We start from the raw sequence: 23,704 nt of genomic DNA, 5'->3' as shown, positions 1-23,704 counted from the left end.
CATGAATAAGGATATAGCCCTGGACGAAAACTTTGACCTGATGACTGAAAACGGGGACTTTGCTATAATACAAAGTGACCAACAGCACGTTAACTGTATTTTTTTAGCGCATCCGGGAGAGTATAAACAATTTCCTTTAGTTGGTTTTGGAGCGTCAAAGTATCTCAAGAAATCAACCGCAAGCAAACAAAAATTTGTACGTGACCTTACATTACAATTACAGATGGATGGTTACGCTAACCCTGAAATCAGTAATGATTTTAATAATCTTATCATAAAAGTATGAAGCTTATAGAGCATTTAAATTACCTGCTTAAAGGTTTTGGTTATGCCAATACAAACGACCTGTGTACAACGGTGTTTAAGCTGTTTTACATGAAGAACCTAAAAGTAACACTCCCTTTAATAGTGTCGCTTGGCACAATAAGAGAGTTTATAGAGGGTTCTTTGGGGCTTGATATCATGGTTGTGGGAGCTTTTGTTTGGCTGTGCGCTGCTGAGTTTCAAACAGGCATAAAGGTCGCTTTAAAGAAGAAGGGTGAGCGCATCCAGAGCCGCAAGCTGGGTAGGATGTTTTTAAAGATTGGCGTGTATATACAGATACTTGCACTGCTGTACACCTTTGCCTCAAAGATGGAGTCAAAAGTAATAGTAGGATTTGAGATTAACCCATTCGGATGGCTATACTACATTGTGTTTGTAGGCATCGTGTTTCAGATGGTTATATCTTATTTGGAAAATTTATCAGCGTTGGGCTATGCTGAAGCAAAAGGCCTGCACGGAGTAGTACTAAGGAAGTTTAACAAATGGTTTGAGTTTGATGGCACAAAAAACGGTGACAATATCCAATAATCAAAGCCTTTTTGATATAGCGGTTCAGGAGCTTGGCAATGCTCAGGCAGTTTTTGAATTGGCTCTGGCTAACAACCTGTCAATAACTTCAGCTCTTGTTCCGGGACAAATATTAACTATCCCGGACAGCAAATTTAAGAAGCCTGAGATTGTAAACAACTTTGTGAAGTACAACCAACTTATAGCGACAGCTGCTACTCTGGAACAGATACCAAGCGAACCGGATGGTATAGATTATATGATAATAGGTTCAACTTTTATAGTATCATAATTATGGCAAGACAGATATCTGAAATACAAAATGAAATGTTGTTGGCCATCGCTAATGATAGTGTTTTATCATTAGTGTTTACGTCAACAAGTGCAACGGCCATGTTTAGGCTGTTTACTTATATAGTGGCGGTATCAATAGGAACTATGGAAAATCTGTTTGATACGCACGATGCAGAAGTGGCCACTACCTTATTTAACCAAAAGTCAGGCCGACTGCCGTGGTACAGAACTATGGCATTAGCTTTTTTATATGGCTTTGATTTAGTTACAGACCATGACTATTTTGATACTACAGGGGCAACGGATGAGCAAATAGAAGCGGCTAAAGTTGTAAAGTACTGTGCCGTTAATGAAGCTGAAGACAGCAGTACGGTAATTATTAAAATAGCGGGCGAAGAAAACGGGGTTCTTGCCCCAATACCCCTTGAGCAAAAAGAAGCTTTTGAAGCTTATATGGAGGAGGTTAAATGGGCAGGTGTTGACCTTGAGATTATAAACTTCCTGCCGGACAGGCTTTACCTATCAATACAGGTTAAACGTGATGCGCTTGTACTGGATGCTAATGGCATAAGCATACTAAACGGAAACAACCCGGTTAATGAAGCGATACAGGCATACATGAAGGAGTTGCCATTTAACGGGGAGCTTCGCCTTAACCATTTAATTGACAGGTTGCAGGTTGTTCCGGGAGTGATTGATGCTACAATATTAAACGCTGAGACCTCGTGGATTGATGCAGAGACGGCAGGCTATGGCGACCTTCAGCCGTTAAACATAGCAACGATACCGGAGTCAGGATATTTTGAAGTAGTAACGTTTGATAATATTACGTATGTGGTTTGATGTAAACTTCCTATTGCTGCTTATTAATGAACTACCTATTAATAAGCGGAAGCTTAAAAATATCAGGTTTTTATCCGTGCTTTTAAAGCCTATTGAAACAGTGTATTATAACTGGTTTCAATTAAGAAAGGAGAACATTTACAAGCTTAACCATAACGGGCAGGTATGTTATCTCAGGAAGTCTCTAAACGATAAGTTTGATACGGTGTTAAGGCGCATATATATAACGAATGGCCAGATTAATGAAACGGCCGTAATTTATACCGAGGCAGAACAACAGGATGAATATATAGGCAGTGAAACAGAGGAGGATTTCCTTTGGTTATATACTGAAGGAGAAACGGGCGATACCGGATTAGATTTTATTGTTTATGTGCCTCAGGAGGTTTATGATAACAGCCTGCACAGTGTAAATGCACATATACGCTTTTATAAAGCAGGCGGGAAAAGATATACAATTTTAGTAATAAGCGAATAATATGAACAAATCAGTATTTACTAATACAGGCGGTTTAAAACTGCATCAGGAAAGGCTTCAGGAACTTCAGGATAGCTACACCCTCTTTAATGCACTGGGCTTTTTAGCGGGTGACTTTTCCATTATAGAGGGCTGTGTGTATAACAACTCTAACAACACCACAAGTGACGGTGTTCTCTTTATAAATGGTGAGGTAATGGAGTTTAGAGGCGGTGTAACACAGGCATCTATCATTATTAATGAGCAGAACGTTAACCGACCTTACAAGAACGGAACTATACAGACGGTACACAAAATACGTTGGGCATCTTTCGGCACCGGAACAGGATCTATTTCTTGGGCAGGTTTTCAACGTTGTTACCCAACACGTGGCCTTGAGGCAATACTTAACGCTAAGGCATCACTAACCGCAGTGAATCAGTTAACCGCAAGGGTACAGACTTTAGAGAGTATAAACGCTGTATTTCAGGCGGCAGGAGGTGTTATACTCTGGATGAAGCCCGCAAGCGAAATTCCTGCCGGGTGGGCAGAGTACACTCCTTTACGTGGTAAGTTCCCGGTTGGTCTTGACCCTGACGACTCAACATTTAACACACTATTAGGGCAGGGAGGTTCTAAACAGGTAACACTATCGGCAAACAACCTACCACCTCACTCGCACCCGATAGACAGCAGCATTTTAAAACGTAAGGACGGCGCAGCCGAAGTTATTGACTACGGTAATGACGTACCTGTAAAAACCATAGCTGCTGACGGTGTAACTTCTACCGGGAATAATACTGGAGGTTCGCAGCCTGTTAACATACTTAACCCGCACAGGATAGTTTATTTCATTCATAGAATAGGATAATATGGCAACAAACATCAATACAATTTTAAGTTGGTTTCAAACAGGCGACAAGCCTACAGAAAACCAGTTCCTTCAGACATTTACTTCCTTTTGGCATAAGGATGACAATATACCGCAAAACAAGGTACAGGACTTAACGGCTACTTTAGCAGCTAAGGCAGAGGCCGCTCAATTAAATGGCCATCTAACTGACCCAGAGGCACACGCTGACCTATTTGATGCTAAGGCAAATGATGCCGATATAAGTGCGGTAGGTAAAAGCGGGGATTATGGCGACATTATAAATATCCCTATTTCATTTCCACCAGAAGCACATTCGCATGCGGCCAATGAGATTATTGGTATGGAAGATTATGCGTTAATGACTTTTGTGCAAAGCATGAGTATTGTTTTTGTACCTGCATCGGCAACCCTAAGCTTAAGGGACGGTGCCGGAACCACTATTGCATCAGCTAATCTTGGTTCTCTGAACAACGAAGGTACAAGCATAACTTATAACTCTGTTGATAAGACATTAGAGCTGCGTAATGATGCAGATGAGTTACTTGCTTCTATACCTGTAGCCGATTTTGTAGCCAACTTGGTAAGCATAGCCGGGTGGGGTTCTACTCCGGGTCGTTTACAGTTCAAAAGTAGTACCGGAACGGTTCTCTTTAATGTAGATTTTGATATTTCAAGAATTAACGGTTTACAAACTGCTCTTGATTCAAAACTGGCTACGGCTGACGCTCCTACGACTGTAAGGGGTGTAACGCTTACGGGATTTGCAGTAAGTAATGCGGCTGTAGTTGCTGCCGATACCATACTTGCGGCAGCGGGTAAATTACAGGGGCAGATTAACCAAATACAAACCGACCTCGGCACTAAGATAGCCTTAGGGGTAAACAGCGATATCCCTGTACTGAAGCTTGAAGTTATGAACTCTTTAGCCGTTACCGATGATGAGGGAACGTTAAGCTTTGTAAAAGACGACAGCGAGGAGTACTATGGCAAAACTACCTTAACAGCCCCGGGAGGTACTACGATTAATATACCTCACGGCCTGCCGGGTGTGCCTACATGGGTTAATGTTGTAGCTGCTAATGCGGCAGCTTTACCGGGTCAGTTTGCTGTGAGCTGTGACGCTACCAATATTATTTTAACCTATACGGGTTCTGCACCTGCCGGAACTCTTGAGTATAACCTTTCTTACCGTTCGTAACATGGTTTTAAACAATAATATAAAATACAATCCAATCTATTTTTACGGGGGTAAAAACGAACTGCCCAACAATCATAATTTTACTGTATTAGCAAATACAAGTGAGGTAAGCTTTGACTGGGAAGGGCATATAAATGAGAGTAAGGCCATATCGTTTGGAAACAACAGTATAACAAGACAGGCGGTAATGCCCTGTAATGTTGTGGTTGTACCAAATGGCAGGATTATTATTTCTGCTTACGTAAAAATGGATGACGGCTTAGAGCCAAGTACAGTACCCGGTAATCTCGACTTTGCATTTACCTATAATGCTAACACTGTATATATACCAAATCACCTACATTTAGGTAACGGGATTTATAGGGTTTGGATAAATGTGGCAATTGCACCGGGGGCGACTATTACATCTATTTCAGTATATAAAAACATCAGTGCAGCTACAGCAAAGAGCTTTAAAATATATGGTCTACAACTTGAAAGGGCAAACGTTTTAAGCGACACACCAACGGCTTATACACCTACTTATGGTGCTGCTTTAGGCTTAGGAAAACACAAGCCTTTCACTATAATAAGGGGTAACACCATTTACGGCAAGAAACGCCTGCTGTATGATACAGGGATGATATTTGCAAAGGCGCAGCAAAAGAATTTTACCGCACCCGATCTGAGGGAAAAGCTTTTAATCAATGAATTTATAAAACAGGAGATTAGAATTGGCGTTTGGCATAAGCAGGACTTATATGGCTTATTTGCCTATAATGACCCTGCGTTAATGAACTTTGCCCGTATTAACTGGCGTAACCCTTTTGGTAAGGGAACTATAGAAAACCTTTGTACTTATAGTACTTATTTTACTAATTCAGGATGGAGTTATTCAGGAACCGGGAATATTAAAGAACCCAATACTTTAGAAACAACTGCTCCAGATGGTAGCTTTACTGCTTGTAAATTTCAATTTAAAGGGAATCCCGGTGTATCAAGAAAAACAGGTATAATAGCTAACTCAACAACTTTAACATATAGTATTTACACAAAATCAGGGACGGCTTTAACTGCAAATTTTAGGTTAAGAGATGATACTACATCTATTATAAAAAAAACAGGTGTTATTAATTATGATTTGGGAACAATTACTAATGGAACAATACAAAATGTGGGAAATGGTTGGTTTAAAATTTCTATCACAGCAACTGATTGTGTTATAGGTAATTCTTATAGTATATATTATGGTGATGTGGGTTCAACTCAAAGTTTAGATGATATATGGTACGTTTGGCACCCACAGTTAGAGAATAACAGTTATGCTTCTGATTTTATCCCTACAGATGCAACAACCGAAAAGGGTGATAATTTATTCATGCTTTACGGCGGGCTTACTTATGGAGCATACGGATTTGAAGGCAACGGTCTTGATGGTTATATTGACACTCAGTTTAACCCGGCTATAATGGGGAGAAATTACACGCTAAATGATGCTTCAAGAATGTATGTTTTATACAAAGATGGCGGTAATTCAAGCAGAAGAGAAGGGATACTCGCAAGCAATAGGAACTGTACATTTGGATTGTCTTCAACTACAGCTATAAGAATAAATCAATCATTAACAGATTTTTCAGGAGGAGTTCCTACTCTTGAAACAGGCTTAAAAGCCTTAGTAAGGGATAGTTCTGAAGCTGTAAGATATATAAATGGTGATACGGAATACGCAAGGACAGTAACCTCGTCGAGCATTATTTCTGCAAATCAAATATTATTAGGTTTTGGAGGAGTATATGGAACAGACGGGATGAGTGAATACTTAATGGGCGGTTCAATAACAATGGCTCAGATACAAGGACACAGAGCAAACATTAATAATCTTTTAGCAGGTTTTGGCCTTAACCAAATAGCATAATGGAACAACTAATTAAATCAGTAGCAAAACTAACGCCTGAGCTTGCGGCTCAGCTTATGGGGCAGGATGCTCCCGGAATGTCTTTTAAGTTTAACCCGGTACTCGATGCAGACGGTAACAGCATAATTAGCCTGAGCATGGCGCAGTACCTTAATGCCAATCAATATGAAGTAATAGATTTTAAGCCTATACAGGCAGAGGAGGTATAAAGAAAGTCCCTCTTAGTAAAATAACCACACCTTACCTTTTTTGCCTTATGACCGAGGGACTTTCTAAAATAGAAAAACTAATATTTTAAAGAAACCCCTCAGGCAAATAAACCACACCTTACCTTAATTTACTTTGCCACCTTTCGGTCGAGGGGTTATGTTTTCAGATTATAAAAGGGGATAAAATGTCCCCCGACAAATTAAAACTTTCTCACGGTATTTAATTAGCACAAGCCACAGTCGGAGGACGTAAGTCTTCGGGTTGTGGCTTTTATATGTAATTATTACCGTGAGAGCTGCAAATATACGGAATCATCAATCATCAATCAAAAAATGAATAGTAAAATGAACGAAAAAAAGAAAGTTTTTACAACAGCACCCCTGCCATTTATGGGGCAAAAAAGAAGATTTTTAAAAGACTTTAAAGAAGCTTTAAAACAGTATCCGGCAAATGCTGTTTATGTTGACCTGTTTGGCGGCAGTGGTTTACTGAGCCATACCGTTAAAAGTGTTTATCCGGATGCCACTGTAGTGTATAATGATTTTGACAACTACAGCGACAGAATTAAGGCAATACCAACCACTAACAGTATTATGGCCGACTTGCGGGAGCTATTAGATGACTACCCAAAAGATAAGCGTATAACTGGACAGGTAAAGGAGGCGGTTCTTGGCCGGGTAGCGTCAGAACCCGGATATGTAGATTACATAACATTGTCCTCATCATTGCTGTTTAGTATGAACTATGTACAGTCACTGGATGAGCTGAAGGCAAACACATTATACAACTGCGTGCGCAAGAACGATTATAATGCTTCCGGGTATCTGGACGGCCTTACTATAGTGCGTAAGGATTATAAGGAGTTGTTTGCACAGTATAAGGACGTGGCCAACGTTGTGTTTTTGGTAGACCCGCCGTATTTGTCTACAGAGGCAGGAACCTATAAGAATTACTGGAAACTTGGCGACTACCTTGACGTGTTAGACGTGTTGAAGGGTAAGCCGTACTTTTATTTCGCCTCTAATAAGTCCTCTATATTGGAGCTGTGTGAGTGGGTGGAAACTAAAACAGGTGGAGAGAATCCGTTTAAAGGAGCTGAGAAAAAGGAGATAGCCATGCAGATGAATCATTCTGCCACATATACCGATATCATGCTACATAAGCAGTGGGTTACTTCTTATAGCCTGTAATGCTTATAAAGTCAAAAAATAAGCCCTGCAACCGATAACCGGAGCAGGGCTTTTAAATGCCTTTAAAAAGCCTTTTAAAGATGTTTAAAAAAATGACTTAAATTTGAACCCGGCATTCCAATCCATTAGGCTAATTTTTTGCGGTTTTGGTTTTGCCGATTATGAATATTCATTTTTGGATTAGGAATTTTTTTATTCCTAAAGGGGCACTTTTATATGCTTACCCAGAAGGGCATAGGCAAGAGGCTGATATATATGATTCACTTCAAAACAATAATCCGTCTTATTTCGGTATTTGGCCTATAAGCGGGGGTGATGTATGGCTGGAATATTATGAGCCGGGAAATGTAAAGGGACTCGGTCGTTTTGAATTATTTAAAGCAGGACTTGGCTATCAGAATGTAGCTACCAAAAGTACTAATGAGACTTTATCGCTATCCTGTAATTTTGATGTAGAGTGTTTTATGGATGGTATAGAAAATATAAAAAATCATTGTAAAAAATCAGTTACAATGATATTAGGAGGTACAGATGAAGGTGCTTTTTTAGCTAGCGGAGCGCTTATAAATAATACCCTTAATGACGGTACACCTTATATATTATCGGCAAATCATGCCTGGGTAGATACAGCTATGTACACCTTTAGGTTTAACTGGATAAACCCAAACCCCGACTGTCCGTCATCAGGTTGGGGAGATCAGTCCATCAACGAAAACCAAACTGTAAGCGGGGCAACATTACGGGCACGACGTGCACAAACAGACTTTTTGCTAATGGAGATAAATACAGACCTTCCGGAAGAATGGAACCTGGTATGGTCTGGATGGGACAGGAGTGGAATTCCTTCCTTATTTACTTTCGGAATTCATCATCCTGCAGGGGATATTATGAAAATATGCAGGGATTTTGATAGCCCTGAAATATTAGATGAGGATAATGGAGATATAAAGTGGCTTATCAATAATTGGGAAATTGGCACAACCGAAGGGGGTTCATCCGGTTCTCCGCTTTACACTGATCAGGGTGAAATTATAGGGCAATTATGGGCTGGCGCTTCAGCCTGTAACGGAAGTAATCCTAATGGGGCATTAGATGTTTATGGAAGGTTTGATGTATCCTGGAATGCCGGAATTACACCTGACACCAGACTTAAAGAGTGGCTTGATCCTGCTGATACAGGACAGTTGAGTGTTGGTTTTTACCCTCCTTTACCAACCTATTCGCTTGATGGTGAGATTAGATTTATTGATCAGGGAACTTCAATATGCGGAGATGGAATAGAATCGGTAATAAGGATAGTCAATAATGGAAGCTCTGTAATCTCTCAAGCTGTAATTCAGTACAGTATAAATGATAATACACCGCAAAATATATATTGGGAAGGTAATCTAAGTGAGAATGAAGCAGAAGTTCTTTATTTGCCTAATGTTCTTGGAGATAATGGCAATAATAGTTTTGTTGTAAACCTTTTAAGTATTAATGGTGTAAGTGATGAAAATCAGGAAAATGATATACTTGAGGCTAACTTTGTTAAAAGGATTGTACCAGACAATCAAATAGTTTTGGAAATACTTACAGATAATTTTGGAGAAGATATAAGTTGGCAGCTTACCAATGAAAATGGTGCTGTACTCCATAGTGGAGACTCTTATGATGATAATCAGTTGTATATACAGGATATGACTCTCCCTAACGGTTGTTATTTGTTTTCAATTAGTGATAGTTATGGAGACGGACTATGTTGTACCCAGGGCAATGGTTATTATAGCCTTAATTATAATGGCATTCTGCTGCAAGGCGGAGGCGATATGGGGAGTGGAGAATCAATAAATTTTAAAGTAGAAGGTGAGCTGAGTATAGATAAAAATAGTATAGAAAACGTAAAGATATATCCCAACCCTTCAAAAGGTATTTATAATATACAACTTATAGATGAGGGTAAGGAATATATTCTGTATAATCAGTTGGGCCAGACATTGAAAGTCGGTAGCTTAAATTCAAAAGAGAATATATTAGATATTAGTTTTTTACCCACAGGTATTTATAAATTATGGGTTGGAGACATCTCAGGAGATTATACCACATTTACTTTGCTTAAAGAATAAGGTTTGGTACCATGTGCCATTCGATTAGGATAATAAAACAAAAAATCCCGAAATATAATATGATTTCGGGATTTTTGCTTGTGACCCCAACGGGACAAATTTCAAACCATTTTATGCAGGATTTGAAGAAATTAGCTTATTATTCAGGCTATTTTGTAATATAATTTTTGCCTTTAGTGGTTTGGGTGTCCAATTGGGTATGTAGTGTGATAATTTAAGCCTTTAATAAAAGAGAGTGACAAAATGTATTTTCTTATTCGGTCACTTTTAAATGCTGGATTTGTTGATCAACAATATCAAAATGAAATTTTAGTGTAATTGGGCTTCCCGGGAAAGTGCCGGAACACTCGGCTGACAAGATACTTGCCGTGCCATTTTCGATATATGTAAGAGGTTTCATCACGGTCCTGTATTTTTTGTTCGCCTCGTCAATCCAGTACTGTATTTCCTGTCTTCCGGAATGCGTTTTGCCTTCATCAAATACGGTGGCAGTTTCAAAAAAACAATTGGCATAGGCAACACTATCAAAACTGTTTTGCGCATCAACCAAGTCTGCAATTACTTTTGGTAAATTCATTGTTATTATTTTTAAAGATTATTAAATTGTCGGTACCGTACCGCCATCTATTACATATTCAGTTCCGGTCAAATAATTGGCTCTGGGTGAAACAAGGAAACCAATTAATTCGGCTACTTCTTCCGGTTCTGCTGGCCTGCCATAAGGTATTCCACCAAGAGCATTCATAACACTTTGTTGGGCTTCTTCTATGGTAGTGTTTGCGTTTCTTGCAATTTCGCCCAACCATGCTTTCGATGCCGATGTATTTATCCATCCGGGAGAAACCGTTAGTACGCGGACGCCTTGTGGTGTAACTTCATTGGATAAGCTTTTACTGTAATTTCTCAGCGCTGCTTTTGCAGCGGCATAAGGCAGGGTAGAATCATATAAGGGCAGTATGCCCTGAATAGAGGCTATATGTATAATAACACCGCTCTTTTTTTCTATCATTTGCGGTAAAAATGCCCTGTCCAGCCGAACGGGAGCCAGCAAATTGGCTTTTAGGGTTGATACCCAGTCTTCATCACTTAAAGCGTTAAAGCCACCGGCAGGTGTTGTTGAAGAACCCATGTTGTTTACAAGGATATCCAGTCTCCCGTAAATGGAGAGTACTTCGTTAACCAGTTTTTGTGCATCTTCCGCTTTACTCAAATCAGAAGGGATAAAACGGAGCTGGCTGTTTTCGTCTTCAGGAAAGTTTCGGGCAGTAGTAATTACTGTTGCGCCTGCCTGAAGCAGCCTTTCTGCAATTGCTTTTCCGGTTCCTTTTGTACCTCCTGTTACTAAAGCAATTTTGCCTGATAATTCGTTTTGATAATCCATCGTGTGTTGTATTTTAAATTTCTTTGTACAAATCTCGGGAGTACGTTAGTTCCTCACAAGTACGGAGTTACGATTCAGATAGGGATAAATTATTCCCCTATTGCACAAATGGGTATATAGATTTAATTTTGTAATATGTATGAGAGAAAAACAATACCTAATCTTAATTGTGGCCTTGATTTGATAGGTGAAGTACTTTATGGCAAGTGGAAGATACGTTTGCTTTGGTTTATCGATCAGGGGCATAAGCGTCCAAGCGAATTACAGCGTAAAATACCCGATGCTTCACGAAGGGTTTTAAATATACAATTAAAGGAATTAGAAGACCATGAGCTTGTCTCAAAGATTATTTATCCTGTTGTACCTCCAAAAGTAGAATACAGTCTAACAGATTTTGGCAAAACACTCATTCCTGTAATTGCTGCTATAGGGAATTGGGGAGATGAGCATGAAGAGCGTTTACGGTCGCTCATTTTAAAACGTTTAGGTTAAATTCTAAAACAATCAGCACAGCTGAGAGTTTCTTGTTTTTATATAAATAAACTGTTTGATTTATAAATCCCAAAGGGATTTAATTCTGTCGGGATAATTACTCGGGACATAAAAACCGATGTAAAATCTTATAAATCTTAGGGTATAATTCTAAATATGTAAGATTATTAAAACAAAAAATCCCTAAATCATATCGATTTAGAGATTTTTGCTTGTGACCTCGATAGGACAAATTTCAAACCATTTTATGCAGGATTTAAAGAAATTAACTTACTTTGTGTAGGAGAAGTTTTCACTTTATCGGTTTTGATGTACTGTTGGGGTTTAAAGAATAACTTAAGAGATTGATTGCTAATTCTATTCTGGCGATCGGACTTACCCGGACAATTTTCGAGTACCTTTATCTTAGTGATATTTAAAATTTAAGATAATTTTATGGTGTGTTAAGAAAGAACCTTTTACAATAATTAATTATTTTAATATTTGTGCTGTAGATTGATTTATCTTATTACATTACGGAGTTTTGTTAAATAAACCAGTTCGGGAGCTTAAAATAATCAGCTATCATTTTTGTCAAATGGATTTTTTTGTCAGATTTCGTATAAATCTATCTATTTAACTTTATTAATTACTCATCCGCTTTACTACCCAATTAATAGTGAGACCTTGGCCTATAATGGAGAATAGCACAATAAAATAACAGCAGGAAAGTATACTTTCCCTAAATGGTGAGACAGGTAAAGACAGTGCCATAGCTATGGAAATACCTCCTCGAAGGTCTGCCCAGGTTAAGGTGAAAAGGTTACTTAATCTTAGTTTGCCCAAAACAAACAAGGTTGGCAATGATACACTGGCCATCCTTGCTACGAGCAGAATTAAAATACCTACAATACCTAACAGCCAGTATTCCCGCAGAAAAGGCATTGATACTAATTGCAGGCCAATCATTGCAAACAGGATAGTATTAAGCACCTCATCAATAAGTTTCCCGATTTGAAGCAGAAATTCATCGAAGACTGAATCTTTATTAAAGCTTTTATTTGGTGATAATTAATTTGGTAGACCAATCTTGAGGGTACCCGCAATCTCATTAACGCCGCAAAAAAAATTGTTCCCAATGCGCGTTTCATCTTTGCCAGCACATCACACGTTTACAAAACTGACAACCCGCATCCCGGGGGTGAAGACGACCTGATGGTTAATGATCATACTGCTTTCAGGGCTGACTGGATGCCCTTTGGAGGTGGGGATTCCTCCGGTATCGGCATGGGGGGAATAGCCCACACCATAGATGAAATGACCCGAACCAAGCTGACTGTCTTTAAAAGCAGGTATTTGTAATGAACAGCCGGTAAGCGGAGGCATAGTCTCATGAATTCTATCCAGTATGTCGAAGGCCCTCTTCTTCCCATATCCACGATTTGAACACAACAACAGTTGATTTGAATAGGCAGATGACACTTTATCTGGCCAAATTTGCAATATTAATTTAAATCAGTAGATATGGAAAACATTCAGGGAAAAGTAATTGCAGTTACAGGGGCAAGCAGTGGTATTGGCGAAGCTATAGCCCGTCACCTTTCAGGACTTGGGGCCAAAGTTGTTTTGGGAGCAAGACGTACTGATAAGCTACAGCGTATTACAGATGACATTGCTGAAAAAGGCGGAGTGGCGGCCTATAGAAAATTAGATGTGACACAACCCGATGCAATGAAAGCATTTGTTGATTTTACCGTAGCGGAATTTGGAACAATAGATGTATTTGTAAATAATGCAGGACTGATGCCTCTTTCGATGATCAATAGTTATAAGATTGGAGAATGGCATAAAATGATCGATGTGAATATTAAAGGCATACTGCACGGCATTGCTGCCACACTGCCTGTTTTTGAACAGAAGGATAGCGGTCAGTTTATCAATATTACCTCAGTTGGGGACCGCTGGGTAGGACCCACCTCTACAGTCTACAGTGCTACAAAATTTGCAGTGAGGGCTATTTCAGAGGGTTTACGTCAGGAAGTAAGTGAGAACATACGGGTAACTATAGTAGCACCGGGTGCTACCGAATCTGAATTAGCGGAAACCATTTCAGACCCGGCACTAAAGAAGTTGGCCATAGAAAAATTCAGGACCAATCTCTTACCTGCCGAGGCTATAGCCAAAGCGGTTGCCTATGTGGTTTCTCAGCCTGGCGATGTGGATGTAAATGAACTTGTGGTAAGGCCTACTGCTCAAAAATCATTATAATATGAAAAATAAGAGTATAATAGCTTTTATAATAATCGTCGTTTCATTTTGGTTTGTTTCCTGTTCAACAAAGACTCCCAATGCAAAACTTACAGAAGTGAATAAATCAAAAGACCTGGTTGCCCTGCAATTTGAGAAGTGGAAAAACGGGGAGGAAAGTTTTTTTGAACTTCTGGATGAGGATGTTATATGGACTGTTTCTGGCCGCTCGCCGGTTTCCGGCGTATATAGTAGTAAGGACGACTTTTTGGAGAATGCGGTCAAACCGATAATGGAGCGTTTCACAACCCCCCTGAAGCCAAAACTCATAAGCCTGAGCTGTGATGAGGATTATGTATGGCTTCATTTTAAGGCACAGGCCAGCACAGTTAAAGGGCAGCTTTATGAAAACACCTATGTGTGGAAAATGCAGCTGAAAAATAACAGGATCGTAAGCGGAGTTGCATTTTTGGATACTTATGAACTGTCGGAACTAATGACCTCAATTAAAAAGAAAACAATGGAAAAAAATAATAAATATGTTGGAATGTGGGTGACCAAAGATGGTCATATCCGACAACAATTGCTTCCAGACGGACGTTATGATGAGGCACGGGGTAACCGTAGAAGCGCATACCGCGGAAGCTATACGGTTTCGGGGAATCATATTGACTATGTGGATGATAGCGGATTTACGGCAGATGGAGAATTTGTAGATGAAAAAACCCTGCATCATGGCGGATACATTTTTTACAAAGAAGAATAATTTTTATATCATAAGGCAGGCCTCAACCTCACTCAAAAGTAAACGATGAGCTCCGGTTGTTTAATTTTTGTAACTTTATGGTATGAAGACTACAACGTCCCTTGCGGAGTTTTATGCCCAGATAAAGACGGATAATCCACATATTGCCACGGATCAATTGGGTCATTTCAATGTTTTTGAAATAGAAAAAGTGCATAGGAGTATGGCAAGTTCCCCTGTGATGCCCTATGATAAGCGAACCTATTTTAAAATCAGCCTCATTAAAGGTGCCAACAAAGTGGAATATGCCGATAAGACACTTTTCATAGAGCGCTACGGGCTTTTGTTTGCCACTCCCAAAATACCCTACAGTTTTAATCCGGTTAGTGAGGAGCAGTCCGGATTTTTCTGTGTTTTTACATACGATTTTTTAGCGAGTGAGAACATAAGTGAAAAACTGGATATGCTACCTGTATTCAGGCAGGGCGCCACACCTGTATTTGAAATAACAGAACAAGATTATGACGTCATCAGCCTTATCTACAGAAAGATGCAGGAAGAGCTGGATTCTGACTATGTTTATCGGTATGACCTGTTGCGAAATTACGTGCTGGAGCTTGTACACAAAGGGCAGAAATTAATGCCTGAACAGTCCAAACTGGGTGTGCTTAGTGCCGGTAAAAGGATAGTAAGTCTTTTTATAGAACTTTTAGAGCGTCAGTTTCCTATTGATAGTCCCAAACAGCGGCTGCAGTTAAGAAAGGCTGAAGACTATGCAGCTCGCTTGGCCATACATGTGAACCATCTTAATAAGACCCTTAAAGAAGAGACTTCCTTCAGTACCAAGCAGTTCATTAACCTCCGTATTGCCCAGGAGGCAAAAACTCTGCTAAGGGAGACGGACTGGCCAGTAGCTGTTATTGCAGAGTGCCTTGCTTTTGAGGAGATCTCTCATTTTTCAAACTTTTTCAAAAAGCAGACAGGAGAAAGCCCGGTTAAGTTTCGTGCTGCCTTGATAATTTGATTTTTACAACTATTCCTTTGTTTATTGCAACTAATGCTATGTATTGCTTAGGTACCTTTGTATAAAACAAAGTTGAATGTAAAGCTTCACAGCCGTGTTGCTTGGTAAAAATGTATAATTATGAACAAAATTGCAGTAGTTACCGGGGGAAGCCGGGGATTAGGAAAGGATATGGCGCTAAACCTTGCTAAAAAGGGTCTGGATGTTATTGTGACCTATCACAGTAAAGAAGAGCAGGCTCTTAAAGTAGTTTCAGAAATTGAAAGTATAGGCCAAAAAGCACATGCACTGCAGCTAGATACAGGAAAAGCAGGAACATTTGATTTCTTTTTCAGCGAGCTGACAAAAGTGTTGAACACCGGCTTCGCTACGGATAAATTTGATTTCCTTGTTAATAATGCCGGTATCGGCGTAACCGCCGCATTTGCGGATACCAGTGAGGAAGATTTTGATTCTTTAATCGATATTCAGTTTAAAGGCCCTTTTTTCCTTACGCAAAAAGCCTTGCCGCATATGAATGACGGAGGGGGTATTGTAAATATATCGACCGGTCTTACCCGTATCATCCTGCCTTACTATCCGGCGTATTCTTCGACAAAGGCCGCAATGGAAAACCTGACTAAGTATCTCGCCAAAGATTTGGGCGTGCGCGGCATTCGCGTCAATATTGTGGCACCTGGTGCTATTGAGACTGATTTTGCTGGCGGGATGGTTCGCGACAATGCCGAGATGAACAGCCATATAGCATCACATACTGCTTTAGGCCGTGTAGGGCTGCCTACCGACATAGGAAGCGTCGTAGCGTTTTTATGCTCTGAGGATGCGAAGTGGATCACCGCACAGCGTATTGAGGTCTCAGGAGGGCAGATGCTATAATTACACAGCAGCGCATATCTTAGCTCCTGTAATTGGCAGGAAGTGATTTTGCATTTAAGCTACTATGACTTAGCTATTCTATTTACTATAATCCAAAATCCAGATATGATTATGAAAAACAATAATCTAGAGGAAGCTTATAAACTCCTATCTGCAAAACTTCAAATTCAGAATACTGCTACGCCGTTATTTGGCGAAAATCCGGGAGGATTACTAATATTCACCGAAAATATGCGGTTTAATGTGGTGTTACATGACCTGGATGTTCCAAAATTCAGAACAGAAGACAGAAGCCTGGGCAGTTGTGAAGAGTTGAAGGCTGCGGTCAAAGGGGCTCTGGCACTATATGGTACCTACAGTGTTGATGAGCACGGAGATTTTACCGGCCAGCATGTTATCGGTTGTACGTTCCCTAACTGGAATGGTCTTGAGAGAAGGAGTAATGAGCTTACCCTTGAGCGAAAGGGAGGCCTCTTGGTAGAGCATTTACCATTGGAGAATGATGCCTTTGTCCTTATCGAATGGCAGCGTATCGAAGATTAATTAAATACAATTGAGTAATTTAGCAGTATGGACAAGATATTCCGTTTGAACTCGGTGGCAGAATTTCATGCCTTGTGTAATCTTCCTGAGCCCGAGCATCCGCTTATCAGTCTTATCGATTACAGCAAGGTGCACTATCCTTTTGAAGAGAACTATATCAGTTGGATCCAGAATTTTTATTCAATAGGGCTAAAGCGAAATGTAACTGCTAAATTTAACTATGGGCAGCAGGTATACGACTTTAATAAGGGACTGCTCAGTTTCATCTCGCCGCTTCAGTTCTTGAGGCTTGAAGTCAATCAAAAGGTGAGCGTGGAACCCAACGGCTGGCTACTTTTGATTCATCCGGATTTTTTATGGAACACGTCGCTGGCAAAGAAAATAAAGTCTTATGATTTCTTCGGGTATGCAGCTAACGAAGCCCTTTTCCTTTCCGAGACGGAAGAAAAAGCGATTGAACATATCTTGCTAAGCATGGAGCGTGAGTATCAGTCGCCGATTGACAAATTCAGCCAGGACCTTATAGTAAACCAGGTAGAAAGGCTTTTAATTTATGCAGAACGGTTCTATGAGCGCCAGTTTATTACCCGAAAAAAGTCCGGATATGATCTGCTGGAAATGTTTGAACATATCCTCAGTCGTTATTTTGACAGGAAAGAAGGCCTGGAGCGAGGTATCCCTACGGTAAATGCGGTGGCAGAAGAACTGAATATTTCTCCAAACTATCTGGGTACTCTTCTACGTACTCATACCCGGCAGACTACCCAGCAGCATATTCAGGAGAAAATAGTTGCTCATGCCAAAGAGCGACTCAGTACTACTGCTATATCAGTGAGTGAACTAGCCTACGAGCTGGGTTTTGAGTATCCGCAGTCCTTCAGTAAGCTGTTCAGGCAGAAGACCCGACAATCCCCGACAGAATTCCGTAAAGCATTCCATTAAAATACTCCTTCATTTCCGTCATAACAGCAAAATGCGAACGGTTTTTATTGTTTTAGGCCTGTAGTATTAATTGGCTACATCATGCGTTGATTTGGCTACATTATCATCTTTCCTTTTAGAGAACTTTGCTATAAACAAAAATCAAAGAAATGAAAATTATCGTAACAGGTTCCTTGGGGAACATTAGCAGGCCACTTACAGAGAAGTTGGTACAAAAAGGACACGTTGTAGTTGTGGTTAGCAGCAGGGCAGCGAGACAGAAAGATATAGAAAGCCTCGGGGCAATGGCTGCGATAGGTTCGCTACAGGATACAGGTTTTCTTGAAGCCACTTTTAAGGATGCCGATGTCGTATATACCATGGTTCCGCCGGCCAATTACTTTGACCATAGTCTTGATTTAATTAGTTATTACCGTAGGTTGGCAAACAGTTATCTACAGGCTATCAGGCAGTCAGGGGTAAAACGGGTCATTAACCTCAGCTCCATTGGCGCCCATCTGGAAAAAGGCAACGGTATCCTTGAGGGCACCTATCAGGTAGAGCAGCTGTTAAACCGGTTACCGCCGGAGGTAGCCATTACCCATATCCGTCCGACCGAATTTTATTACAATCTGCTGCCACATGCCCATTCGGCAAAAAATAATGGATATATTGCAATGAATATAGGCAAGGACGTGGTAAATGCATGGGTTTCACCCAGAGACATCGCAGGTGTTATTGCTGAAGAGATCTCCCTGGCGGTACCTGGCAGAAAAGTCCGTTATGTGGCCAGTGAAGAAATTACCTATAAGGAACTGATTGGCATTCTAGGTAAGGCTGTAGGGGATGAGGAACTGCAATGGCAGGAGCTTACTGATGAGCAAATGACACAAGGGCTGGTGGGTGTAGGAATGAACCCTCAAATTGCGATGAAAATGGCTGAAATGTATGCTGCTATTCATAGTGGCCTACTGTATGAAGATTACGATCGTAACAGGCCGGCGGTAATGGGTAGCGTTAAAATGGCAGATTTTGCAAAAGATTTTGCACATGCTTACAGTCAGCTATAAGTAAATAAGAAAGCATTATGCAACCGTATCGTTTTAAAACAATCAGTGATTATCATCAGTTCAGGGGCCTGCCCAAACCGGAGCATCCTCTTATAAGCGTGATTAATTTTGAGTCGATACCCTATATCAGGGATGATGAACCTAAGGCTATATTACAAGACTATTATGCTATTGCCTTAAAAAATAATGTTAACTGTAGAATGAAATACGGGCAGCAGGATTATGATTTTGATGAGGGAGCAATGCTTTTTATAGCACCGGGTCAGTTGTTTTCTGTTCAGGCAGATGGTGAACTAACACATACGGGATGGATGTTGCTTGTCCATCCCGATTTTCTATGGAATTTTCCGCTGGCAAAAACAATCAGAAGATATGACTATTTTGGCTATTCGGTTAACGAAGCTTTATTTCTCTCAGAGAAGGAAGAACTCACCATTACTTCGATTCTCAGGAATATCGAACAGGAATACAGAAATAATATTGATAAGTTTAGCCAGAGTATTATAATTACACAGATAGAAACCCTTCTAAACTATGCTAAACGCTTTTACCAACGCCAGTTTATTACACGTCAAATCGCAAATTCCCAGATACTGGAGCGTCTAGAAGAACTATTAAATGCCTATTACGATGGTGATGCAGCAGCAGAGAAGGGATTGCCTACCGTTAAATTTATTGCCCAGTCCCTGAATTTATCCCCTAACTATTTAAATGGTCTCCTGAAAGCGCAAACCGGACAGAGTACGCAACAGCACATTCATGACCGGCTGATTGAGAAAGCAAAAGAGCGATTATCCACTACCGAACTCTCAGTTAGTGAGATAGCTTATGAACTTGGTTACGAGCACACGCAGAGCTTTAGTAAGATCTTTAAGAGCAAAACCAATCAAAGCCCGCTCGAGTTTAGGGCAGGTTTTAAGTAGTTCCCATGAGAGTTCATTACAATAAACAGTATCCTGCTGAGGCGAAAGGGGGTAATGAGCCACCTTTAAAACTATCTGGGAAGTAAGATTGAATTCGTACAATTAAAGGTTCTTTGTATCGTTATTACCAATAAAAATAAGAAAAATGAAGAAAATACAGTTAGTATTTTTACTTAGCATACTAACCTCTTTCAGCGTTAATGCTCAGAAAAATGGATTAGAAGAAAATTCAAAAATAATACAAGATAAGCGTATTTATTTGGTGGGAGATGTTATAAAAGTGCCGTTGGTGATGATTCGTGACTGGCCCTTTATTGAAGGTGAAATCAATGGCGTTAAAGGACGTTGGATGTTTGATACCGGCAATGCGGAGGCGTTTTCGCTTCATTCAAAGAAAGTGACAGGGGTTGAATCCGAGGTGGTCGGTTCGGGATTTGTCGGCAGCGGGCAGAAGTATGAGGTGCTGGAATATCCTGTAATTAATAGGATAGTGGTTGGTGATACACTCTATAATGATGTAAAGGAAGTAAGGGGTAATAATTTTGATTTTCTTGAGGGAATAACCCCTACAGTTATTGGCCAGATAGGTTTTGATTACTTTAACGGCTATGATATGAAAATTGATTATTTAAGAAGTGAGCTCACCTTTTATAAGCAAGAAGAAGGTATAGAAAACTGGAAAGACATCAAAAAAAATAAAAATTATATTACTTCATTACCTTATTTTACAAGAAAGCTGGATAATCACCCCATGATTAAAGTACACCATAAAGGAGTTGATTTTTTGGTAACTTTTGATACGGCTGGTGGAAAAGGCAGTTTTACTATAGAGGATTCGCAATTTGAAAAGTTAAAGGAGGAAGGGGATATTGAAAATTTTTACGATGAACCAAGTACAATTTATAATTGGTACAATATTAAAATTGATGACCGTTTAACCGTAAATCTTTATGGTATGGACAAGGAAAAGTTCAGCCCTGCCCACAAACCTTTGGGAATAAATGAAAAAAATACATTCACGCTCGACCATTCTTTCCTATCCCAGTACATTACCATATGGGACACGAAAAATAAAGTAATCCATGTTTTGGAAAAAAGATAAATGTGCGGTTATGTTAGGTAGACCATTACGCGGAACTCAATCTGCCTAACAAAGGAAACGAATAGTCGTTTCCTTTGTTTTATACCGTACAATAGTAGTGTAAATAATCCCGGTCCTGTTTCCATCCCATTTTCTCATAAAGTGCCCGTGCAGGGTTATCTTTTGCTGTTTCAAGTGCCAGACCTTTGCCATTATTACGGCGTACGTAATTTTTAGCTTCCGTTAACAGCTGCGTTGCGATACCCGTTTTCCTGAAATCGGGCCTTACAAACAGGTATTGAGAATGTAATCCTTTTTGCAGCATAGCGGGATACATCCGGAAGAATTCCTCATAACGTTGCTGGGGATTATGGTATAGTAAAGAGATATTCCTTTGCTGAAGCGCTATATAACCGTTGGTAAGTTTTATTCTAAAAAAGTGTTACATTTTATGCGGGCCCAGCGACAGTTGTTCCCTGCCCTCAAAGGTAAGGCACAGCACCTCTCCTGGCTCCATACACAGGACATACATATTGGCATGCTTCTGATTAAAATAGGCAATATAGTCCGACATCCGCCAGTTTTCGGTTGCGAACTGCACGATGTGCTCTTTTCCGTCCTGATCAAGATAGAATACCGTGAAAATACCGCTCATGATCAAATATTCGTATTTTGCCTCATCGCCCTGCTGGACCAGGTATTGATTTTTTGGCGTTCGGAAGATAATCCTAAATTTAGGATATGAGATTTATTTTCATGATAATATGTAACAGGCTAACGGCACAGGCATACTATATTTGCCGTTACAGAGTTATATAGAATGTATAGTTACATTATGAACAACAAGGACCTTATCAAAAACCTTAAGCGCGGCAACCCCAAGACATTTAAGAAAGTGTATCTGGATAGTTATGACCGACTGATACAGGTGGCGAAAAAATTTAAATTTAAATTTCTTACCCCTGAGGATTTTGTACAGGAAACCTTTCTACACCTCTATAAAAAACGGGAATTATTAAATGAAGAGATACTTTTTGATAAGCAGCTCTTTGTTATCTGCAGGAATATAATTATCAATCACGTTAACAGAGAAAACAAAGTTATACCGCTCGAACCCTTAGTGCCCCTGCAAGAGGAAGAAAGTGAAGAAACTGATATTCAGCAACTGGAATACAGAAGAAAACAGCTGTATGCGCTTTTGGAGCAGCTTCCTGAGCAGCAGCGTAAAATCTTTACCCTGCATAAGCTTAATAACTATTCCTATGAGGAAATAGCGGAAATCACCAGTCTCTCTGAAAAGACTATTGCCAACCATATTTACCTGGCAAATAAATTTATTCAAAAAAAATTAGGTTCAGCTTAGGAACTTTTTTTACCCCGTTTGTTATATCTGTAAATAACAACCTTAATGGGGCTTGAAATCTTCAAAACAAATATCGAGACTGAAGAACAGGCACAATACCTTGCTAAGGTATTGCAGCATGTCATATCCGATGGGATGATCCGTTTTGAGCTGGAAAACGCCAGCCATATTTTCAGTATTGAAACCAACAGGGAAATAGAAGGGGTCGCCCTTTCTGTATTTATCAAACAGGGTATTTCCTGTCAAAAACTATAATTATGGATAAAAAAGAAATCGAAGAGAAGTTAAAGGGTGTCTGGGAAGAAAAACCAGTAATGCAGCCTAAAGAGAAGAAAGAGGCTTCCTGGAATGACTTTTCCGGGCAGGTATTTCCTGCTAAGAGGCGCCGGGCTAATAAAATAAGGTATTTAGTTGCTGCCTGCCTTGTTATTGGTTTATCGTTGACCGCATTGTTAACCTTAACGGATATCTCTGGCAACGGCAGCAGTATGGCTTATACGGTTATCGGGAATCCGACAGGTATGATGAAAAAGGTGGAATTGCCGGATCACTCGATAGTGGAGCTTGAACCTGATGCCACGATAGAATACAGGGATGATTTTTCACAAAGACGAGACATCATAATAAAGGGTACTGCTTTTTTTAGGGTACAAAAAGATAAAAAACATCCTTTCCGGGTTTTCTGCGGGCAAACCACCACCACGGTACTGGGTACCTCATTTAACCTTAAAGATGATACCGGAACGGTTACCGTACAGCTTTATGAAGGTAAAGTCCAGATGAGTGTAGCGAATAATGCCAGCAAATGGATACTGGCACCGGGTGAAGAATTTACTTATGATACCAACACCGTAAATGTGAAGGCATTTGAGCGTTTCAGGGATTTTGACGGTGAAAAGATGAGTGCAATAATTCAATATATAAAGGAGAATTACGGATATCGCGTGGAAATGCCCGCCGGTTATATTAACCAAGAGATTACCCTTCGCATAAATAAAAAGGAAGAACTCTCAGGTATCCTTACCATTATAGGCCAAATGTATAACCTAACACCTACAGTAAATGAAGAACTGAAACAAATCACTTTCAGGTAAGCAAAAGAAAAGGATGCCCTAGCCGCGAAACTAAACATCCTTTCTGCAATAAAACAGCATTACACTATT

At 40.0% G+C, this 23,704-nt stretch carries 29 protein-coding genes and 1 pseudogene; 25 read left to right on the top strand and 5 right to left on the bottom strand.

The window, feature by feature from the left end:
- The first annotated feature begins 1 nt into the window (after nucleotide 1).
- From FUA48_RS16055 to FUA48_RS16005, 11 genes are all read left to right on the top strand, one after another.
- The gene (locus FUA48_RS16055; RefSeq protein ID WP_147584473.1) at nucleotides 2–286 is read left to right on the top strand and encodes a hypothetical protein; all 285 of its coding nucleotides are present in this window, start codon (nucleotides 2–4) and stop codon (nucleotides 284–286) included.
- Complete coding sequence (locus FUA48_RS16050; RefSeq protein ID WP_147584472.1) at nucleotides 283–852, top strand: phage holin family protein; 570 nt, start codon at nucleotides 283–285, stop codon at nucleotides 850–852. Before FUA48_RS16055 ends, FUA48_RS16050 begins: the two co-directional genes overlap by 4 nt.
- Nucleotides 821–1,123 carry a hypothetical protein gene (locus FUA48_RS16045; protein ID WP_147584471.1) on the top strand — a complete coding sequence of 101 codons (303 nt, stop codon included), beginning with the start codon at nucleotides 821–823 and terminating at the stop codon, nucleotides 1,121–1,123. Before FUA48_RS16050 ends, FUA48_RS16045 begins: the two co-directional genes overlap by 32 nt.
- Before the next feature lie 2 nt (nucleotides 1,124–1,125).
- Nucleotides 1,126–1,968, top strand: a complete 843-nt coding sequence (locus tag FUA48_RS16040) for a nucleotidyltransferase (RefSeq protein ID WP_147584470.1) — start codon at nucleotides 1,126–1,128, stop codon at nucleotides 1,966–1,968.
- The gene (locus tag FUA48_RS16035) at nucleotides 1,958–2,446 is read left to right on the top strand and encodes a hypothetical protein (RefSeq protein ID WP_147584469.1); all 489 of its coding nucleotides are present in this window, start codon (nucleotides 1,958–1,960) and stop codon (nucleotides 2,444–2,446) included. The genes FUA48_RS16040 and FUA48_RS16035 overlap by 11 nt, the downstream gene beginning before the upstream one ends.
- Before the next feature lies 1 nt (nucleotide 2,447).
- A complete protein-coding gene (locus FUA48_RS16030) occupies nucleotides 2,448–3,296 on the top strand; it encodes a phage baseplate protein (RefSeq protein WP_147584468.1) in 849 nt (282 codons plus the stop codon).
- 1 nt (nucleotide 3,297) lies between these two features.
- Complete coding sequence (locus FUA48_RS16025) at nucleotides 3,298–4,497, top strand: hypothetical protein (RefSeq protein WP_147584467.1); 1,200 nt, start codon at nucleotides 3,298–3,300, stop codon at nucleotides 4,495–4,497.
- Between the two features lies 1 nt (nucleotide 4,498).
- A complete protein-coding gene (locus FUA48_RS16020) occupies nucleotides 4,499–6,391 on the top strand; it encodes a phage head spike fiber domain-containing protein (protein WP_147584466.1) in 1,893 nt (630 codons plus the stop codon).
- Nucleotides 6,391–6,600, top strand: coding sequence for a hypothetical protein (locus tag FUA48_RS16015; protein WP_147584465.1), 210 nt, complete (start codon nucleotides 6,391–6,393; stop codon nucleotides 6,598–6,600). The genes FUA48_RS16020 and FUA48_RS16015 overlap by 1 nt, the downstream gene beginning before the upstream one ends.
- Nucleotides 6,601–6,945: 345 nt before the next feature.
- On the top strand, nucleotides 6,946–7,791 hold the full coding sequence (locus tag FUA48_RS16010) for a DNA adenine methylase (RefSeq protein ID WP_147584464.1): 846 nt from the start codon (nucleotides 6,946–6,948) through the stop codon (nucleotides 7,789–7,791).
- 161 nt (nucleotides 7,792–7,952) lie between these two features.
- Nucleotides 7,953–9,896, top strand: coding sequence for a T9SS type A sorting domain-containing protein (locus tag FUA48_RS16005; RefSeq protein WP_147584463.1), 1,944 nt, complete (start codon nucleotides 7,953–7,955; stop codon nucleotides 9,894–9,896).
- A gap of 253 nt (nucleotides 9,897–10,149) precedes the next feature.
- On the opposite strand, the gene FUA48_RS16000 is transcribed toward FUA48_RS16005, so the two are convergent.
- Both FUA48_RS16000 and FUA48_RS15995 read right to left on the bottom strand, forming a co-directional pair.
- Nucleotides 10,150–10,473 carry a nuclear transport factor 2 family protein gene (locus FUA48_RS16000; RefSeq protein ID WP_147584462.1) on the bottom strand — a complete coding sequence of 108 codons (324 nt, stop codon included), beginning with the start codon at nucleotides 10,471–10,473 and terminating at the stop codon, nucleotides 10,150–10,152.
- A gap of 21 nt (nucleotides 10,474–10,494) precedes the next feature.
- Nucleotides 10,495–11,277 carry an SDR family oxidoreductase gene (locus FUA48_RS15995; protein ID WP_147584461.1) on the bottom strand — a complete coding sequence of 261 codons (783 nt, stop codon included), beginning with the start codon at nucleotides 11,275–11,277 and terminating at the stop codon, nucleotides 10,495–10,497.
- 135 nt (nucleotides 11,278–11,412) lie between these two features.
- On the opposite strand from FUA48_RS15995, the gene FUA48_RS15990 reads away from it, so the two are divergent.
- Nucleotides 11,413–11,769, top strand: a complete 357-nt coding sequence (locus FUA48_RS15990) for a winged helix-turn-helix transcriptional regulator (protein WP_147584460.1) — start codon at nucleotides 11,413–11,415, stop codon at nucleotides 11,767–11,769.
- 624 nt (nucleotides 11,770–12,393) lie between these two features.
- Here the strand turns inward: FUA48_RS15990 and FUA48_RS15985 are convergent.
- A complete protein-coding gene (locus FUA48_RS15985) occupies nucleotides 12,394–12,750 on the bottom strand; it encodes a cation:proton antiporter domain-containing protein (protein ID WP_262712755.1) in 357 nt (118 codons plus the stop codon).
- A 93-nt stretch (nucleotides 12,751–12,843) separates the two neighbouring features.
- Between FUA48_RS15985 and FUA48_RS18680 the strand changes: the two are divergent.
- From FUA48_RS18680 to FUA48_RS15935, 10 genes and pseudogenes are all read left to right on the top strand, one after another.
- Nucleotides 12,844–13,110 (top strand): annotated as a pseudogene (locus tag FUA48_RS18680) (hypothetical protein); the annotation flags it as partial.
- A gap of 162 nt (nucleotides 13,111–13,272) precedes the next feature.
- The gene (locus tag FUA48_RS15975) at nucleotides 13,273–14,016 is read left to right on the top strand and encodes an SDR family oxidoreductase (protein ID WP_147584458.1); all 744 of its coding nucleotides are present in this window, start codon (nucleotides 13,273–13,275) and stop codon (nucleotides 14,014–14,016) included.
- Nucleotide 14,017: 1 nt separating this feature from the next.
- Nucleotides 14,018–14,761 (top strand): Atu4866 domain-containing protein, encoded by a 744-nt coding sequence (locus FUA48_RS18490; RefSeq protein WP_205729418.1) that lies wholly within the window; start codon nucleotides 14,018–14,020, stop codon nucleotides 14,759–14,761.
- Between the two features lie 82 nt (nucleotides 14,762–14,843).
- Nucleotides 14,844–15,764 carry a helix-turn-helix domain-containing protein gene (locus tag FUA48_RS15965; RefSeq protein WP_147584457.1) on the top strand — a complete coding sequence of 307 codons (921 nt, stop codon included), beginning with the start codon at nucleotides 14,844–14,846 and terminating at the stop codon, nucleotides 15,762–15,764.
- 120 nt (nucleotides 15,765–15,884) lie between these two features.
- A complete protein-coding gene (locus FUA48_RS15960; RefSeq protein ID WP_147584456.1) occupies nucleotides 15,885–16,640 on the top strand; it encodes an SDR family NAD(P)-dependent oxidoreductase in 756 nt (251 codons plus the stop codon).
- Nucleotides 16,641–16,751: 111 nt separating this feature from the next.
- Nucleotides 16,752–17,183: a lipocalin-like domain-containing protein gene (locus FUA48_RS15955; protein WP_168197002.1), complete on the top strand. Its 432-nt coding sequence runs from the start codon at nucleotides 16,752–16,754 to the stop codon at nucleotides 17,181–17,183.
- 27 nt (nucleotides 17,184–17,210) lie between these two features.
- The gene (locus tag FUA48_RS15950) at nucleotides 17,211–18,125 is read left to right on the top strand and encodes a helix-turn-helix domain-containing protein (protein WP_147584454.1); all 915 of its coding nucleotides are present in this window, start codon (nucleotides 17,211–17,213) and stop codon (nucleotides 18,123–18,125) included.
- Nucleotides 18,126–18,274: 149 nt separating this feature from the next.
- The gene (locus FUA48_RS15945) at nucleotides 18,275–19,174 is read left to right on the top strand and encodes an NAD(P)H-binding protein (protein ID WP_147584453.1); all 900 of its coding nucleotides are present in this window, start codon (nucleotides 18,275–18,277) and stop codon (nucleotides 19,172–19,174) included.
- A 17-nt stretch (nucleotides 19,175–19,191) separates the two neighbouring features.
- A complete protein-coding gene (locus tag FUA48_RS15940; protein ID WP_147584452.1) occupies nucleotides 19,192–20,097 on the top strand; it encodes a helix-turn-helix domain-containing protein in 906 nt (301 codons plus the stop codon).
- A gap of 145 nt (nucleotides 20,098–20,242) precedes the next feature.
- The gene (locus FUA48_RS15935) at nucleotides 20,243–21,199 is read left to right on the top strand and encodes a hypothetical protein (RefSeq protein ID WP_147584451.1); all 957 of its coding nucleotides are present in this window, start codon (nucleotides 20,243–20,245) and stop codon (nucleotides 21,197–21,199) included.
- A gap of 79 nt (nucleotides 21,200–21,278) precedes the next feature.
- Here the strand turns inward: FUA48_RS15935 and FUA48_RS15930 are convergent, their stop codons facing one another.
- Nucleotides 21,279–21,503, bottom strand: a complete 225-nt coding sequence (locus tag FUA48_RS15930; protein ID WP_168197001.1) for a GNAT family N-acetyltransferase — start codon at nucleotides 21,501–21,503, stop codon at nucleotides 21,279–21,281.
- Between the two features lie 117 nt (nucleotides 21,504–21,620).
- Nucleotides 21,621–21,902 carry a Crp/Fnr family transcriptional regulator gene (locus FUA48_RS15925; RefSeq protein WP_262712754.1) on the bottom strand — a complete coding sequence of 94 codons (282 nt, stop codon included), beginning with the start codon at nucleotides 21,900–21,902 and terminating at the stop codon, nucleotides 21,621–21,623.
- Between the two features lie 111 nt (nucleotides 21,903–22,013).
- Here FUA48_RS15925 and FUA48_RS15920 point away from each other — a divergent pair, with 111 nt between their 5' ends.
- Genes FUA48_RS15920 through FUA48_RS15910 form a run of 3 tightly spaced genes read left to right on the top strand, consistent with a single transcriptional unit; the run spans nucleotide 22,014 to nucleotide 23,635 of the window.
- The gene (locus FUA48_RS15920; protein ID WP_147584448.1) at nucleotides 22,014–22,541 is read left to right on the top strand and encodes an RNA polymerase sigma factor; all 528 of its coding nucleotides are present in this window, start codon (nucleotides 22,014–22,016) and stop codon (nucleotides 22,539–22,541) included.
- A gap of 45 nt (nucleotides 22,542–22,586) precedes the next feature.
- On the top strand, nucleotides 22,587–22,796 hold the full coding sequence (locus tag FUA48_RS15915; RefSeq protein WP_147584447.1) for a hypothetical protein: 210 nt from the start codon (nucleotides 22,587–22,589) through the stop codon (nucleotides 22,794–22,796).
- 2 nt (nucleotides 22,797–22,798) lie between these two features.
- On the top strand, nucleotides 22,799–23,635 hold the full coding sequence (locus FUA48_RS15910; RefSeq protein ID WP_147584446.1) for a FecR family protein: 837 nt from the start codon (nucleotides 22,799–22,801) through the stop codon (nucleotides 23,633–23,635).
- The last annotated feature ends 69 nt before the right edge of the window (nucleotides 23,636–23,704 follow it).

It is taken from the genome of Flavobacterium alkalisoli (assembly GCF_008000935.1).
Classification (GTDB): domain Bacteria; phylum Bacteroidota; class Bacteroidia; order Flavobacteriales; family Flavobacteriaceae; genus Flavobacterium; species Flavobacterium alkalisoli.
The sequence above is the reverse complement of the archived record's forward strand: the minus strand, read 5'-3'. Positions and strand labels throughout refer to the sequence as shown.

Bases quoted from the DNA above. Each gene is read 5' to 3' on its own strand.
- FUA48_RS18490 (WP_205729418.1), top strand. From the start codon at position 14,018: ATGAAAAATAAGAGTATAATAGCTTTTATAATAATCGTCGTTTCATTT.
- FUA48_RS15975 (WP_147584458.1), top strand. From the start codon at position 13,273: ATGGAAAACATTCAGGGAAAAGTAATTGCAGTTACAGGGGCAAGCAGT.
- FUA48_RS15935 (WP_147584451.1), top strand. From the start codon at position 20,243: ATGAAGAAAATACAGTTAGTATTTTTACTTAGCATACTAACCTCTTTC.
- FUA48_RS15960 (WP_147584456.1), top strand. From the start codon at position 15,885: ATGAACAAAATTGCAGTAGTTACCGGGGGAAGCCGGGGATTAGGAAAG.
- FUA48_RS16015 (WP_147584465.1), top strand. From the start codon at position 6,391: ATGGAACAACTAATTAAATCAGTAGCAAAACTAACGCCTGAGCTTGCG.
- FUA48_RS15920 (WP_147584448.1), top strand. From the start codon at position 22,014: ATGAACAACAAGGACCTTATCAAAAACCTTAAGCGCGGCAACCCCAAG.
- FUA48_RS16050 (WP_147584472.1), top strand. From the start codon at position 283: ATGAAGCTTATAGAGCATTTAAATTACCTGCTTAAAGGTTTTGGTTAT.
- FUA48_RS15940 (WP_147584452.1), top strand. From the start codon at position 19,192: ATGCAACCGTATCGTTTTAAAACAATCAGTGATTATCATCAGTTCAGG.
- FUA48_RS15945 (WP_147584453.1), top strand. From the start codon at position 18,275: ATGAAAATTATCGTAACAGGTTCCTTGGGGAACATTAGCAGGCCACTT.
- FUA48_RS16055 (WP_147584473.1), top strand. From the start codon at position 2: ATGAATAAGGATATAGCCCTGGACGAAAACTTTGACCTGATGACTGAA.
- FUA48_RS16000 (WP_147584462.1), bottom strand. From the start codon at position 10,473: ATGAATTTACCAAAAGTAATTGCAGACTTGGTTGATGCGCAAAACAGT.
- FUA48_RS15910 (WP_147584446.1), top strand. From the start codon at position 22,799: ATGGATAAAAAAGAAATCGAAGAGAAGTTAAAGGGTGTCTGGGAAGAA.
- FUA48_RS15955 (WP_168197002.1), top strand. From the start codon at position 16,752: ATGAAAAACAATAATCTAGAGGAAGCTTATAAACTCCTATCTGCAAAA.
- FUA48_RS16040 (WP_147584470.1), top strand. From the start codon at position 1,126: ATGGCAAGACAGATATCTGAAATACAAAATGAAATGTTGTTGGCCATC.
- FUA48_RS15990 (WP_147584460.1), top strand. From the start codon at position 11,413: ATGTATGAGAGAAAAACAATACCTAATCTTAATTGTGGCCTTGATTTG.
- FUA48_RS15950 (WP_147584454.1), top strand. From the start codon at position 17,211: ATGGACAAGATATTCCGTTTGAACTCGGTGGCAGAATTTCATGCCTTG.
- FUA48_RS16020 (WP_147584466.1), top strand. From the start codon at position 4,499: ATGGTTTTAAACAATAATATAAAATACAATCCAATCTATTTTTACGGG.
- FUA48_RS15995 (WP_147584461.1), bottom strand. From the start codon at position 11,277: ATGGATTATCAAAACGAATTATCAGGCAAAATTGCTTTAGTAACAGGA.
- FUA48_RS16030 (WP_147584468.1), top strand. From the start codon at position 2,448: ATGAACAAATCAGTATTTACTAATACAGGCGGTTTAAAACTGCATCAG.
- FUA48_RS15930 (WP_168197001.1), bottom strand. From the start codon at position 21,503: ATGCTGCAAAAAGGATTACATTCTCAATACCTGTTTGTAAGGCCCGAT.
- FUA48_RS16045 (WP_147584471.1), top strand. From the start codon at position 821: ATGGCACAAAAAACGGTGACAATATCCAATAATCAAAGCCTTTTTGAT.
- FUA48_RS16035 (WP_147584469.1), top strand. From the start codon at position 1,958: ATGTGGTTTGATGTAAACTTCCTATTGCTGCTTATTAATGAACTACCT.
- FUA48_RS15965 (WP_147584457.1), top strand. From the start codon at position 14,844: ATGAAGACTACAACGTCCCTTGCGGAGTTTTATGCCCAGATAAAGACG.
- FUA48_RS16005 (WP_147584463.1), top strand. From the start codon at position 7,953: ATGAATATTCATTTTTGGATTAGGAATTTTTTTATTCCTAAAGGGGCA.
- FUA48_RS16025 (WP_147584467.1), top strand. From the start codon at position 3,298: ATGGCAACAAACATCAATACAATTTTAAGTTGGTTTCAAACAGGCGAC.
- FUA48_RS16010 (WP_147584464.1), top strand. From the start codon at position 6,946: ATGAACGAAAAAAAGAAAGTTTTTACAACAGCACCCCTGCCATTTATG.
- FUA48_RS15915 (WP_147584447.1), top strand. From the start codon at position 22,587: ATGGGGCTTGAAATCTTCAAAACAAATATCGAGACTGAAGAACAGGCA.